Source organism: Nesterenkonia sedimenti (assembly GCF_012641515.1).
In the GTDB taxonomy this organism is placed as follows: Bacteria; Actinomycetota; Actinomycetes; order Actinomycetales; family Micrococcaceae; genus Nesterenkonia; species Nesterenkonia sedimenti.
The window spans coordinates 152,264-166,827 of record NZ_JABAHY010000003.1; the positions used below are offsets into that span (position 1 = coordinate 152,264).

Here is a 14,564-nt window from a genome sequence, read left to right on the forward strand (position 1 = left end):
CTCTCAGGTGGTTTCGGTGAGGTCCAGTTGGGGTGCCCGCTGACGCAGGCCTCGGGTGATCACCAGCAGCCAGGTGAAGCCGACGGCGACCCAGCCCAGGCCGACCATGAAGGTCTCAGCGGTCAGCGAGGTCCACAGCCAGAGGCAGAGTCCGACGCCGATCACCGGCAGGGCCACGTATTTGACCCCGTCGTATCCGCGGTAGCGGCCCTGGTTGATCGCGTAGTGCTTAAGCACACTGAGGTTCACGAAGCTGAAGGCGATCAGTGCACCGAAGCTGATCATGGAGGAGGCCAGCTCCAGGGGGAAGACCAGGGCCAGAAGGGAGACGCCGCCGACAATCAGTGCCGCGACATAGGGGGTACGGAACCGCTTATGCAGTACGGCGAAGACCCTCCGGGGCAGCACACCGTCGCGGCCCATGGAGAACAGGATGCGCGAGACCGAGACCTGGGAGGCGATCGCTGAGGCGGTGGCTCCGGAGACATAGGCCGCGGTGAAGAAGGCGGCCAGGAATGCCCCGCCGGCCTGGGTCATGACATCGACTGCTGCGGTATCGGCGTCGGTGAAGGAGTCGTAGTCGGGGAAAACCATATGGCCCATCCAGGAGATGAAGACGAAGACTGCACCTGCCGAGAGGGTGCAGATCACGATGGCGCGTGGGATGGTCTTCTTCGGTTCTTTGGTCTCCTCGGAGAGGGTGGAGACGGCGTCGAAACCGAGGAAGGACAGGCAGAGGATGGCCGCGCCGGCGGCGATGGCGGTGAATTCGAAATCGGCGTTGCGGAAGGGCTCCAGGGGGCTGATCACCTCGGCGTAGCCGGAGATGGTCGCGAAGCTCATCGCGGCGAAGACCAGGATGAAGACCGCCTGGATGCCGACCAGGGCGCTGTTGAGGCTGGCGGCGACTTTGATGCCGAGGACATTCATGGCGGTCACCAACAGGATGGTGACGATGATGATCAGCCAGACCGGCAGCCCCGGGATGGCGGCATTGAGGTAGAGCCCGATGACCATGAAGTTGATCATCGGCAGGAAGAGATAGTCCAGCAGCAGTGCCCAGCCGGCCATGAATCCGATATTCGGGCCGAAGGACTGCTGGGTGTAGGTATAGGCGGATCCGGCGATCGGGAAGGCTTTGACCATATTGGCATAGGCCAGTGCGGTGACGAACATGGCCGCCAGGGTGAAGATATAGGCCATGGGCAGATGCCCGGAGGTCACCTGGGTGACGATGCCGTAGGTGGTGAACACGGTCAGCGGCACCATATAGGCCAGGCCGAAGAACACGGCCGAGGGCAGCCCGAGGGTGCGCTTCAGGGTAGTGGGTGTCTGGGACATCGATGTCCCCTTTCGGTCAGAAGTGGCAGTGGAGGCCCGGCGGAGCCGGGCTCAGTCGGTGTGAACGACGGTGCCGCCCACCAGGGTCAGCAGCACGGGGATCTCGGTGAGCTGGTCGGGATCGGCTTCGACGGGGTCCTGGGACCAGAGGGCGAGATCGGCGATGGCGCCTGGGCGGATGACACCGAGGTCCTCACGTCCCAGCGCCTCGGCTGCCCAGCGGGTGTAGCCCAGCAGGGTCTCTTCTCCGGTGAGCCGCTGTTCGGGTTCGAAGGTATGGGCCTCAGGGGATCCGGGCAGGCGGCGCAGCCGTGCCCAGGCCATACCGAGCCGGGCGTCCTGTTGGGCCACCGGCCAGTCTGAGCCCAGGGCAATCCGGCCGCCGGCGGTCAGCACATCTTTGACCCGGAAGGAGTGTGCTGCACGTTGTGCGCCGAGTCTTGCGGCGAAGGAATCGGAGTGGTCGGCTTCTCGCCACTGCATATGCAGCGGCTGCATGGAGGCCACCGTGCCGGTTTCGGCCAGATCGGCCACATCCTGATCGGTCAGGGTCTCTAAGTGTTCGACTCGGTGTGGGGCTCCGTTGCGGGAAAGCGCTTTGCCCTGGCCCAGTTGGCGGTAGACCTTGACGGCCTCGGCGACCCCAGCGTCTCCGCAGGAGTGGGTGGCCAGCTGGTAACCGGCCTCATGGTAGGCCGCACAGACCTCGGCGTAGCGCTCCACGGAGTGCCAGAAGGGCTCATGGGAGTCGCCTTCGCTGTCCGGTTCGTGCAGCCAGGCAGTTCCGGCGTCGATGACCCCATCGATGAACATTTTGATCATGGAGACCCGGTAGCGCTCCCCTGCTGTGCCCAGCAGGCGGATGCGTTCGGCTACCGCGTCATCGTCATCTCCGGGCTGGTGCCACATGGCGATATGCAGCCGGACCGGCAGGCCGCCGTCGAGTTTCTCAACCTGTTCCAGGATCTCGAGGGTGATGGGCCGTCCGTCCATCACCGAGGCGCTGGTGACTGCGCTGGCGGCACTGCGGGCCAGGGTCTGCTGGACCCGGCCGACGATCTCCTCGACGGCTTCCTGCGGTGCCGCATCCAGCAGCATCATATAGGCGGGGATCTCGCGCAGTTCCCCGGTGGGCACGCCCTGGGCGTCCAGGACGATTTCGCTGGCGTCGGTGAATTCCTCGGTCCCGTCGATCCCTGCTGCGGCCAGGGCTGCGGGGTTGGCCAATCCGGTGTGCAGGTCGAAGAAGACCAGGGCCAGGGGCCGGCCGTCGAGGACATCGTCGAAGATATCCCCACGGATCTGGGGTGCACCGGTGCCCTCGGGGTCGAAGACTTTGTAGTCGAGGTTCCAGCCGCGGACCCAGGCTCCCTCAGGGAGACTGGCGGCGGCCTCGGCGAGCGCCTCGCGGACTTCCTGGGCCTCAGTTTTGCCGCCGAGGTCCAGGCCGACGGTGAGTTCAGTTCCCCAGACCGGGTGCATATGGGAGTCGATGAGCCCGGGGGTCAGCACCGCTGAAGCTGCATCGATAACGCGTGTGGTCTCTGTCGCCAGAGCCAGGATCTCAGCGTCACTGCCGAGTTGGGAGATCATTCCTCCCTCGATGGCTACTGCCGTTGGTGGGTTGGTGTCTGCTGCGCCGGTCTCTGACTCCTTTGTCATAGTCCGAAGGCGCGCGCCATGAATGATCGTTTCAACCATATGGACACACTAACCCGAGACAACCTTCGAAATCAGCACCTGAAACAAACTTTTTACATGAAATTAGAAGGTTTCGGGTTTGTGACGTTTCAATCTGCTGGAAGCGGCGGGGTCCCGGGCGGGATGCTCCGCCGGCTGCCGGTCTGCTCAAAGGCGGCGGCCATCCTCAGCAGTGCGGCATCGTCATAGGCCCGGCCGGCGAAGGTCAGCCCCACCGGCATTCCGGTATCGGGCATAGTCCCCATCGGCACGGTGACTGTTGGGATCCCCAGATGTCGGATGACGAGGTTTCCATTGGCCACCCAAACCCCATTGCGCCAGGCGAGATCCGCAGATTCACGGTTCACATCGGCGTCCGCTGGGCCGATATCGGCCACGGCAGGAAAGACCACGGCATCCAGGTCCAGGGCATCCAACCACTGTTCGAAGTCCTCCACCCGCGTCCGCTCCAGGCCGGCGAGCCCCTCCGGAAGCTCCGGGATCTCCTCGAGGCTGAAGTCCCCGCGTTCGGCCATGAACTCCGGATAGTTGGCAATATCGTCGTCGAACCCTGTGTAACGGTCGGGCAGGGCACCTTCGGGATGCGGGAAGATCTGGGCGCCGTCGACATCGGCGAGCCGGTTCAGCTGCGGGTCCCCATTGGCGGCCAGGAAATCATCCCAGGTCCAGGCGGAGAGATCGAGGATCTCACGCTGCAGATACTCCTTGCTGACCAGACCCCGGGTGGTGAGATTGGGGACTCCCGGCCGGTCCCCCTCGTAGCCGGAGACCACGGGGAAGTCGGTCTCGGTGATCTGGGCTCCGGCCGCCGTGAATGCTTCCCGGGCCTGTTCCCAAAGCTCGAGCACACTCGGGCGGACCTCAATCCGCTGGCCGGTGGCACCACCGATCCCGGGGCTGTCCCCGATGCCTGCCTCAGGATCGGTGCCGATGTACATCTGGGGAACCCCCAGGCGCAGTCCGGCCAGGGTCTCAGTGGCAGCCTCGGGGCTCTCCGGAGCTAATGCGAGGTAGTTGGCCGGTCGGACCTCAGATGCTTTGGGGAGGCTCACCCAGGGCTGGGCCCGCCAGAAATCGCCGCGGCTGGTGTGGTCATCGGCGACGATCACCTCCAGGATCTCGAGCATGTCCGCCATAGTGCGGGTATGGGGAACGACGACGTCCATAGTCGGCACCAGCGGCCAGTTCCCGCGCACGGAAATCACCCCGCGGGAGGGGGTGTAGGCGCAGAGCCCATTATTGGAGGCCGGGGCCCGGCCGGAGGACCAGGTCTCCTCCCCCAGGCCGAAGGCGGCGAAGCTGGCCGCAGTTGCGGTTCCGGAGCCATTGGAGGATCCAGAGGCGAAGGCGGAGGTGAGGTAAGCGGGGTTATAAGGGCTCTCTGCCCGGCCGCGCAGCCCCCGCTGCATCCCCCCGTTGGCCATCGGGGGCATAGTGGTCAGTCCGATCAGCACAGCCCCGGCTGCCCGGAGCCGTTCGATGGTGAAGGCATCCTGTCCGGCCACCAGTTCGGCGAAGGCCGGGGAGCCTGCTGAGACGGTCAGTCCGCGGACCTGGAAGCTCTCCTTGGCGGTATAGGGGATACCGTCCAGTCGCCCCAGGGTCTCTCCGCGGCGTCGTCGTTCATCGGAGGCCCGGGCCTCGGCCAAGACCTCGGGATTGTCCACGATGACTGAGTTCAGCGGGATCCCACCTGCCGGGGCGAGCTTGGGGTCATTCGTACTGGGCCGGTCGTAGGCAACGATGCGGCGCAGATACTCGGTGACCAGCTGCTCACTGGTGGCCTCCCCGCGCTCCAGGGCCTCACGCAGTTGCCGGATTCCAGTTTCGACGACGTCGATCATGATGGAGTGCCTTCTTAGTGCAGTGGGGCCGGCTGCTGCTGGGTGATGCAGTGGATACCGCCGCCGAAGGCGAAGATATCCCGGGCCTCTACCAATTCGATGCTGCGATCGGGGTATTCCTGGGCCAGGATCTCTGCGGCCACCTCGTCCTGGGGGTCGCCGAAGGCACAGAGGACGACTACGCCATTGGCCACATAGTGGTTGATATAGGAGTAGTCGACCCAGCCCTCCTCATCCTGGAGCACCGCCGGTGCCGGCACCTCTACGATCCGCAGGGGATTGCCCTCGGCGTCGGTGCTGTTCTGCAGGGCCTGACGGATTTCGCGACACACCTCGTAGTCGGGGTGGTCGGGGTTCTGCTGGGTATGCAGCAGCAGGGCTCCACTGCCGGTGAAGGCCGCGACAATGTCCACATGCCCCTTGGTGCCGAATTCGTCGTAGTCGCGGGTGAGTCCGCGGGGCAGCCAGATGGCCTTGGTTGTCCCCAGCTGCCGGTGGATCTCGGCTTCGACCTCGGTTTTGCCGGTGGCTGAGCTGCTCAGTTCGGGATTGCGGCCGGGGTCCAGCTGGACTGTCTCGGTCAGCAGGACTGTGCCGCGGCCGTCGACGTGGATGCCGCCGCCTTCATTGACCAGCTTGCTGCTGCTGATCGGGGCCCCGGTCAGCTCCGCGATATGGCTGGCCAGCCGGCTGTCGTTGTCCCACTCGGCCCAGTTCTGTGCGCCCCAGCCGTTGAATACCCAGTCCACTGCGGCCACGCCAGCTCCGTCAGACTCGGCAGTGTGGACGAATGTGGGTCCGGAGTCGCGCAGCCAGGCGTCGTCGAGATTGGCCTCTTGGATCTCAATGTTCGGGTGGAGCAGTTCACCAGCGACGGCGAGGTCAGCGGGGTCTACCAGGAGACTGACCGGTTCATAGCCGATGACTGTATTGGCCACTGCCGCCCAGGCCTGCCGTGCCCGCTGCAGGGTTTCTGAGCCGGGCTGGCCGAAGGTCCCATTGGCCGGCGGGAAGGCCATCCAGGTGCGGCTATGGGGTGCCCATTCCGGGGGCATAACGCCCTGGGGCTGCACTGTGGGGTCCAGCATCGATCTCCTTAGGTGGTTTTGTCCAGGATTTCCTCGGCTGCGCGGCGGCCCTGGCGCAGGGCGCCGTCGACATGCTGGTAACCGGCGGAGGCAAGGTCCGAGCAGGCCCAGTGCAGGGGGCCGACCGGTTCCAGCTGGTGGGCTCCGTAGCGGTGCAGTCCGCCGAGGTCATAGCTGGCGGCATAGGCTCCCCGGGTCCATTCCTCGGAACCGAAGTCGGATTCGTAGTAGACCTCCGGGGTCAGGGCTTCGGCACCGAGGTAGTTGGCCAGGGATTCCAGGATTTTCCTGCGACGCTCGGACTCCCTGAGTGCGAAGACGGCGTCGGCCTTCTCGTCACTGACGAAGGCCACCAGGGTTCCGCGCTCATCCCCGTAGTTGGTGTTGTCGTAGACCTCCTGGCAGAGCTCATCGGGGCCGAAGCCGGTGCCGGAGAGGCCTTTCTCACGCCAGAAGGGACGGTCGTAGACGGCGTGGACTTTGATCACCAGCCCCATGGATTGGTGCTGGTGCATCTGGTGCTGCAGCCGGGGCAGCGGGGGTTCGAAGGTGATCCTGCTGTAGAGGTTCGGCGGCACTGCGATCACAGCCTGTTCGGCGTGCACGGTGGCGTTATCGGACCAGACGGTGACCCCACCCTCGGGCTCTGTGCTGATGGTGCGGACGGGGCTGTTGAGGATGACAGTGTCCTCAGGCAGTTCGGCGGCCAGGGCTTGGGAGACTGACTGCATACCCCCGATGACGCGGCGGTCGAGGATGAAGTCTTCATCGGTGAGGTTGGTGAAGGATCCGGCAGAGGCGGCCATCAGCACTGCCTGCAGGGCGGAGAAGGAGTGGGCCGGTTTAGTCAGCATGCCTCCGGCGATGAAGATGCCGACGCTGCGGCAGGCCAGCTCGTCATCGCAGTGGCTGCGCAGCCAGTCCTGGAAGGAGACGGTGTCCAGCTCCCGTGCGCGGGGGTGGGCCCAGGGCTGTTCGGCGCCGATCTCGGCGGCCAGTTCGTCCAGCAGTTCGGTGAGCCGGTCGATCTCCGCGGCGGTGGACTCCGTCACGGGGAAGGACTCCCCCTCATAGACATGGCGCTCACCGGCTGCCGGGGAGATATAGACACTGGCCCCGTCCCGGTAGCGGGGGTAGGTCTCCTTGCCCAGTTCATCGAGCAGGCCCAGCAGCTCGGTCTGGTCGGGTGAGACCCATTGGCCGCCGAGCTCCAGGAAGGCGCCGTCGACCTCGGCGGACCAGGTGCGGCCCCCGACCCTATCGCGGGCTTCCAGGACTGCCACACTCTGGCCCGCCTCATAGAGCCGGCGGGCGGCCATGAGACCGGCGGGTCCGGCTCCTACGACGACGACATCACGGCGGAGGGATTCCGGACTACCAATGGTTCGCAACTCACTCATAGCAGCAGCATATGCGTATTTCGTTGCAAATTCTTCCTAACGCTACGAATATCGCAGATATTTAACGTATCGTCACGGAAAAGTTACGTTGGTGTTCGAAATCCCTCGCCGCGGCGAGATCAGGGAGTCTCGTTCTCGTTGATGTAGAGCAGTCGCTTATTGACGAACTCGTCCATTCCCAGGGGTCCCAGCTCGCGGCCCATACCGGAGCGCTTCACACCGCCGAAGGGCATATCGGCTGCCTCGGAGCCGCCGACATTGACATTGGTCATACCGGTCTCGAGCTGCTCGGCTGCTGCCTGGGCCTCATCCCGGTCGGAGGAGAAGACAGCACCGCCCAGGCCATAGGGAGAGCTGTTGGCGATGGCCAGGGCCTCTTCGGCGTTCTTGACCTTATAGACCATCACCACCGGACCGAAGAGTTCCTCGTGGTAGGCATCCATCTCCTCAGTGATCCCGGAGAGCACGGTGGGCTCCACATAGGCACCGGGCTGATCAGGCCGTCCGCCGCCGGCATGCAGGGTCGCTCCCTGGTCCACGGCCCGCTGGATCTGCTCATTCAGCCGCACCGCAGCAGCTTCGGAGGACAGCGGGTAGTAGTTACCCTCGGCGGGTTTGAGGGGATTGCCCGGAACCAGTTCGCCGGCAGCCCGGGTGACCTCATCGAGGAAGTCATCGTAGAGATGCTCGGCCACCAGCAGCCGCTTATTGGAGGTGCAGGCCTGGCCCATGTTGTACATCCGCTTGCCGAAGGCCTTCTGGGCTGCCGCCCGGGCGTCATCGGCGTTGAGGTAGATATGAGCATCGGAGCCGCCGAGTTCCAGCACAACCTTCTTCAGGTGGCGTCCGGCGATCTCAGCCACGGCGGCACCGGCACGTTCGGAACCGGTCAGGGAGACGCCCTGGATACGGGCGTCAGCGATGATCGGCTCCACCTGGTCGTGAGTGATGAACACGTTCTGGTAGGCGCCATCGGGCAGGCCTGCCTCCCGGAAGACCCGCTCCACTGCGAGTCCGGACTGGGGGCAGGTCTCTGCATGCTTCAGCAGGATGGTGTTGCCCAGGATGAGGTTCGGGGCGGCGAAGCGTGCGATCTGGTAGAAGGGGAAGTTCCAGGGCATGATGCCCAGCAGTGCTCCCAGCGGGCGGGACTGCAGAACGGCTTTGAACCCGCCCTCATGCTTGATGACCTTATCGGCGGCCAGCTCTGGGCCGTTGTCTGCGTAGTAGCGGAAGATGCTCACGCAGGTCCAGATCTCAGCCTTGGCCTCGTTGAGCGGTTTGCCCATTTCGGTGGAGATGATCTCGGCCAGCTCACCGCGCTGTTCCTCGAAGGTGTCCGCGATCCGCCGGGCGATCTCTACCCGCTCGGACATCGGCCGGGCGGACCAGCTGCGGTATTCCTGGTGGGCGGCGGCCAGGGCCTGTTCCACCTCGGCGTCGGAGATGTAGTCGAAGCGTTCCTCGACTTCATTGGACTCCGGGTTCTGGGTGCGGAAACCGGTCTCTGCCGCGGGGTCTACTGCAGTCGTCATCGAATGCCTTTCCTTCTCTTGGGGTTACGGACATCTGCCGTACTCACCAGTCTTTCACCGTTGCCGGATAACCGGAACCACCCGCTGAGGTCGGCTGATGGATTCCGGTCCGGCCGGCGGGGTGCACAGGGCGCGTTCAGACGGCGCGTTCCAGGGACCGCCGCCGCCAGTAGCGCCAGACCTGGACGGCAACTACCAGGCTGACCGCCAGCAGGAACATGAAGGAGCCGATCACATTGGCCTCAGCGGGGATTCCGCGGCGAGCGGCGACGTACATGAACTGCGGCAGGGTGGTGTAGGACCCGGAGTTGAAGTTGGCCACGATGAAGTCATCGAAGCTGATCGCGAAGCTCAGCAGGGCCGCGGCTGCGATCCCGGGGATCAGCAGCGGGAAGGTGACCTTCCAGAATGCGGTGCTGGCTGATGCGTAGAGATCGGCAGCGGCCTCCTCCAGTTTGGGATCCAGGGTGGCGATCCGGGCCCGGATGGTCACCACCACGAAGCTGATGCAGAACATGATGTGGCTCAGCACGGTGGTGGTCATCCCCAGCTGCACCCCGAGGTTGAGGAACTGGGAGAGCAGGCTGGCCCCGAGGACCACCTCGGGTGCAGTCAGCGGCAGGAAGACCAGCAGGTTGGCGGATCCGGCGAATTTGAACCGGAACCGCTCCAGGCCGAAGGCGATCATCGTGCCCAGCACGGTGGCGACCACCGTGGCGATCAGGGCCACCTGCAGGGAGTTGATGAAGGCATCGCAGAGCCCGGCGGGTCTGCAGGGGTTCTGCCAGTTGCTCAGCGTGAAGCCGCGCCAGGTGAGGTTGGTCCGCCCGGAGTCGTTGAAGGAGTAGATCAGGATGTAGACGATCGGCACCAGCAGGTAGAAGAAGCTCAGACCGGCGACGACGGGTACGAACCATCGGCTGATATCGATACGGTGTGCCAGTTGTTTCATCACACGATCTCCTTGGTGCCGAAGCGGCGCACATAGGCCATCACCACGATCAGGATGATCACCATCAGCACCGAGGAGAGGGCCGCGGCCCCGGGGTAGTCCACGGATTGGAAGAACCGTGAGTCGATGACCTGGCCGACCATGGTGGTGTTGACGTTATTGCCCAGCATGACCGCGTTGACATAGTCACCGGCTGCCGGAATGAAGGTCAGCAGGGTCCCGGCCATAATTCCGGGCATCGACAGCGGCAGGGTCACCCGCATGAAGGTCTGTGAGCCGCTGGCGTAGAGATCCCCGCCGGCTTCGATGAGCCGGGAGTCCATGCGTTCGAGGTTGGCGTAGATCGGCAGGGTCATCAGTGGCAGATAGAGGTAGGTCATACCGGCGACGACGGCGAATGGGGTGGCGGTCAGCCGGGTTCCCTCCGGAAGGATCGACAGGGTCTCCAGGGTGGAGACGACGAATCCCTCATCGGCGAGGATGAACCGCCAGGACTGCACGCGCAGGATGAAGCTGGAGAAGAAGGGGGCGATGATGACCACCAGTAGCAGTCCCTGCAGTAGCGGCCGGCCGCGCAGTCGCACGGCGACCAGATAGGCCATGGGGTAGCCGATGATCAGCGCGGCGACTGTAGCGATCAGCGCGAAGCCGAAGGAGCGGATGAAGGTGTCCCAGTAGGTGCTCATCATCGCGCTGTAGGTGCCGAAGTTCAGTCCCGGTTCGAAGACTCCGGTGGCTGCTCCCTCCGGCTGGGTGTACAGCGACATCGAGAGCATGGAGAAGACCGGGATGGCGAAGAACACCACGATGAACAGGAAGCCGGGCAGCACCAGCAGCATGCCCATCCGGCCCCGCAGCCGCCAGGCTCTCTTCTCCTCGGCGGAGGTCTGGACTGCAGTACTCATCAGACCTCCTCGATGCCGGCCTCGGTATCGGCGTCTCCGGCCAGGCCGAAGAGGTTCGACTCCTCCCACCAGAGGTCCACCTGGTCCCCTTCGGTGAAGCCGGTGCTGTGCAGATTCTGCGCGAAGACGGTGAACTCACCGAGGCCCTGCACGGCGATCTCGTATTCGGTGGAGACACCGGTATAGGAGACTGAGGTGACCCGTCCGCCGGGGACTTTTGCCCAGCCGCTCCCTGCTGATGCCGGGGGCTGACCCGCAGGGGCTGCGATGATCTTCTCCGGTCGGATCCCGGCCACGATGGTTCCGGTGGTCTGGACTGCTCTGGAGGCGGCCAGGCCGGTGGTGGTCCCGGCGAAGCTCAGCGAGAGCCAGTCGCCGTTGGATTCGGTGACTGTTGCTTCGAAGAGATTGGATTTGCCCAGGAAGTTAGCTACGAAGGCTGTTGCCGGTAGGTCATAGAGCTCATCCGGGGGCCCGATCTGCTCGATCCGCCCGGCGTTCATCACCGCGACGGTATCGGCCATGGTCATGGCTTCTTCCTGGTCGTGGGTGACGTGGATGAAGGTCACGCCCACCTCGTCCTGGATGGTCTTCAGCTCGGTCTGCATCTGCCGGCGAAGTTTCATATCCAATGCGCCCAGTGGCTCATCCAGCAGCAGCACATGAGGCCGGTTGACCACTGCTCGGGCCAGGGCGACCCGCTGCTGCTGGCCGCCGGAGAGCTGTGCGGGTTTGCGCTGGGCAAGATGCGCCAGCTCCACCAGCTCCAGGGCGGCTTTGGCCTGTTCGACGGCGTCGGGGACTTTTTTGCGCTTCAGTCCGAAGGCCACATTCTCCAGGATGCTCAGATGCGGGAAGAGCGCATAGGACTGGAAGACGGTGTTGACCTCACGCTGATGGGCCTTGGTGGCGGTGACATCCTCATCGCCGATGTAGACCCGCCCTGAGGTGGGGTGTTCCAGACCGGCGATCATCCGCAGGGTGGTGGACTTTCCGCATCCGGAGGGCCCCAGCAGGGCGAAGAACCGACCGGCGGGGACATGGAGGCTGAGGTCATCGACTGCTGTGTAGTCCCCGAAGCGTTTGGTGATGCCTTCTAGGACCAGATCTTTGCCGCTTGCTGCCATCAGTTGCCGATCACCGACTGGAAACGGCTCTGGAGTTCGTTCTCCTCCTCGACGTCCATGGAGCGGATCACCTGGACATTGGAGAGGGTCTCGTCAGTGGGGAAGATCAGCGGATCCTCAGCCAGTTCGGGATCGATCTGCTCCATGGCCTCCTGGGCGCCTTCGACCGGGCAGACGTAGTTGACATAGGCAGCCACCTCGGCGGCGACCTCGGGGTCGAGGTAGAAGTTCATCAGGGCCTCGGCATTGGCTTTATTCTCCGCCCCGGAGGGAATCAGGAGGTTATCTGACCAGAGATTGCCTCCGGCCTCGGGGATGGCGAAGTCCCAGCGGTCGCCTTCTTCGAAGTTCAGCTGGGTGATATCACCCGACCAGGCCATACAGGCCAGGGCGTCACCGGAGACGAGGTGTTCCATATAGCTGGACTCCACCTGGCGGATCTGTCCGCTGGAGAGCGCCGCGGAGAGTTTGTCCAGGGCGTTTTCGAAATCGTCGTCGTCGAAGGATGTGATGTCCACACCCTGGTCCATCATGATCAGCCCGACGGTGTCGCGCATCTCGCCGAGGACCAGAACCCGTCCGTGCAGTTCGGGGTCGGTGAGCAGATCCTCGACACTGTGCACCCCCTGGGGAACGGCATCGGTATTCCAGGCGATACCGGTGAGACCGGACTGCCAGGTCACCGTGTGGTTGCGGCCCGGGTCGAATTCGACCTCCTGGAGGCTGGGCAGCAGATTTCCGAGGTTGGGGATATTGCCGTGGTCAAGTTCCTGGGTTTGATCGTCCTGGATGAGCCGGGCGGCCATGAAGTCGGTGAAGCAGATGAGGTCCTGGCCGAAGTTCTGCCCTTGGGCCAGCTGCCCCTGGATGGTGCCGTAGTAAGACTCGTTGCCGTCGATGTCCTCGGCATAGGTGACGTTGATGCCGGTCTCCTCCTGGAAGCGGTCCAGGGTGGGGTAGCTGCCGGTGTCGGCGTCGTAGTCGAGGTAGAGGCTCCAGTTGGCCCAGAAGAGTTCATCGGAGTCGCCATTGCCTCCGCCATTTGATCCTCCACCGGTGCCGGTGCCCTGGGTTCCGCAGGCGGCCAGAGTGCCCAGCAGGCCGGCTGCTCCGCCGGCGGCCAGCAGGTTGCGCCGGGAGATGCGGCGGCTGGCCAGTCGGGAGGTGATAAGACGCCGGACCCTGGGATCGGCGGGAAGCGGCTTATGGAGTCTGCGGGGTGTCATGATGGTCGTAGCTCCTTCAAGGCGTTGGTCCCTGTGGCGGTGCGATGGCCCAGGGCTGGTCGAGCGTGAAATCCAGTAAACCTCCTTCAAGCTCTGGAATGCACGTTTTGCGCGAAAAATTTACATTCACGAAACTCGATCCGTAGTTAGAGTCACACAATACGACAGATTCAGAAGTTCTGGAAGGGTGAGATGCCGCTTTTTTCGCAGAACATCCGCAGTGCGGAATCAGACTAAGCTGATATCCATGTCTTCGCGCAGCTCCAGCAGGCTTCTGCTGCTTGTCACAGTCCTGCTGGTGGCGGCAAATCTCCGCTCAGTCATCACCGTGGTGGGCCCGCTGGTGGAGCGGATCGGGGTCGATACCGGGTTCAATCCCCTGGCCCTGGGCGCCCTGGGTTCGATTCCGATCTTCGTTTTCGGCTTCGTCTCTCCCTTTGTGCATCTGATGGGCACGAGGCTTGGCCTGGACCGCACGATCTTCGCCGCCCTGCTGGTTCTCACCGGTGGGACCCTGCTGCGTTCCTATGGCGAGGCTCTGATGCCGACCTGGATCTCCCTGTATGCCGGAACCGCCCTTCTGGCGGCGGCTATCGGCGTGGGCAACGTCCTCGTTCCGGCAGTGGTCAAACGTGACTTCCCGGATAAGGTCGCGGTGATGACCGGGCTCTATACCTCGGTGATGATCGCCCTGGCCGCCCTGGCCTCCGGGGTCGCTGTTCCGGTGGCTGACACTCTGGGCTGGGAGAACACGCTGGCGGCCCCGGCCGCGCTGACCCTGCTGGCCATTGCTGCATGGCTGATGCGCCGCAGCAGGCGCAGTGACCGGCATCAGCACACGTCAGTGCCGCTGCCCGGTGGGCACAGCGTGCCCAATTCGGTTTGGTCGCAGCCGCTGGCCTGGCAGGTCACTGCCTTCTTCGGCCTGCAGTCCACAGTCTTCTTCATCATGCTGACCTGGTTCCCGGCGATTCAGACCTCCCATGGCATCCCGGAGGCCAGTGCCGGTATGTGGCTGGGCATCTTCCAGGCAGTGGGAGTTGTGGCGAATCTGCTGATCGGCCCGGTGCTTCAGCGTATGCCCGATCAGCGTCTGTTCTCCGCAGTGATCACAGCCTTTATGCTCACCGCAATTCTGGGGATCATGTTTGCGCCGTCGTTGATGCCGGTATGGGCCGTCTGTCTGGGCCTGTCCACCGGTACGTCACTGCTGCTTGCCCTGACCCTGGTCTCCGTGCGGGCAGGCAGTATCGAAAAGGTCGGCAAGCTTTCTGGGATGGCCCAGGGTGTCGGGTATCTCTTGGCTGCCTGCGGCCCCCTGGCCGCCGGTGCCCTGTATCAGGCCGCCGACTCCTGGACACCGGTGCTGTGGTGTGTGGTCGGCATCGTGCTGCTCTTGGGCACCTCAGGTCATCTGGCCAGCCGGAACCGACAGCTGCGCTGAG

General features: G+C 64.0%; 11 protein-coding genes. 1 reads left to right on the top strand and 10 read right to left on the bottom strand.

Going from position 1 to position 14,564, the window contains the following annotated elements; all coding sequences use genetic code 11:
- Nucleotides 1–3 precede the first annotated feature (3 nt).
- The 10 genes from HGQ17_RS05080 to HGQ17_RS05125 form a co-directional block, all read right to left on the bottom strand.
- A complete protein-coding gene (locus HGQ17_RS05080; protein ID WP_168886890.1) occupies nt 4–1,341 on the bottom strand; it encodes an APC family permease in 1,338 nt (445 codons plus the stop codon).
- A 51-nt stretch (nt 1,342–1,392) separates the two neighbouring features.
- Nucleotides 1,393–3,003, bottom strand: coding sequence for an amidohydrolase (locus HGQ17_RS05085; RefSeq protein WP_168886891.1), 1,611 nt, complete (start codon nt 3,001–3,003; stop codon nt 1,393–1,395).
- 128 nt (nt 3,004–3,131) lie between these two features.
- A complete protein-coding gene (locus HGQ17_RS05090; protein ID WP_211090448.1) occupies nt 3,132–4,886 on the bottom strand; it encodes an amidase in 1,755 nt (584 codons plus the stop codon).
- Nucleotides 4,887–4,900: 14 nt separating this feature from the next.
- Nucleotides 4,901–5,974, bottom strand: a complete 1,074-nt coding sequence (locus HGQ17_RS05095; RefSeq protein ID WP_168886892.1) for an agmatine deiminase family protein — start codon at nt 5,972–5,974, stop codon at nt 4,901–4,903.
- Between the two features lie 8 nt (nt 5,975–5,982).
- Nucleotides 5,983–7,374, bottom strand: a complete 1,392-nt coding sequence (locus HGQ17_RS05100; RefSeq protein WP_168886893.1) for a flavin monoamine oxidase family protein — start codon at nt 7,372–7,374, stop codon at nt 5,983–5,985.
- A 119-nt stretch (nt 7,375–7,493) separates the two neighbouring features.
- Nucleotides 7,494–8,909: an NAD-dependent succinate-semialdehyde dehydrogenase gene (locus HGQ17_RS05105; RefSeq protein WP_168886894.1), complete on the bottom strand. Its 1,416-nt coding sequence runs from the start codon at nt 8,907–8,909 to the stop codon at nt 7,494–7,496.
- 136 nt (nt 8,910–9,045) lie between these two features.
- Entirely contained in the window at nt 9,046–9,861 is an 816-nt protein-coding gene (locus HGQ17_RS05110) for an ABC transporter permease (RefSeq protein ID WP_168886895.1), read from the bottom strand.
- The gene (locus HGQ17_RS05115; protein WP_168886896.1) at nt 9,861–10,766 is read right to left on the bottom strand and encodes an ABC transporter permease; all 906 of its coding nucleotides are present in this window, start codon (nt 10,764–10,766) and stop codon (nt 9,861–9,863) included. The genes HGQ17_RS05110 and HGQ17_RS05115 overlap by 1 nt, the downstream gene beginning before the upstream one ends.
- Entirely contained in the window at nt 10,766–11,893 is a 1,128-nt protein-coding gene (locus HGQ17_RS05120; protein WP_168886897.1) for an ABC transporter ATP-binding protein, read from the bottom strand. The genes HGQ17_RS05115 and HGQ17_RS05120 overlap by 1 nt, the downstream gene beginning before the upstream one ends.
- Nucleotides 11,893–13,119 carry an ABC transporter substrate-binding protein gene (locus HGQ17_RS05125; RefSeq protein ID WP_168886898.1) on the bottom strand — a complete coding sequence of 409 codons (1,227 nt, stop codon included), beginning with the start codon at nt 13,117–13,119 and terminating at the stop codon, nt 11,893–11,895. The genes HGQ17_RS05120 and HGQ17_RS05125 overlap by 1 nt, the downstream gene beginning before the upstream one ends.
- Before the next feature lie 247 nt (nt 13,120–13,366).
- On the opposite strand from HGQ17_RS05125, the gene HGQ17_RS05130 reads away from it, so the two are divergent.
- The gene (locus HGQ17_RS05130) at nt 13,367–14,563 is read left to right on the top strand and encodes an MFS transporter (protein ID WP_168886899.1); all 1,197 of its coding nucleotides are present in this window, start codon (nt 13,367–13,369) and stop codon (nt 14,561–14,563) included.
- Nucleotide 14,564: the final 1 nt, after the last annotated feature.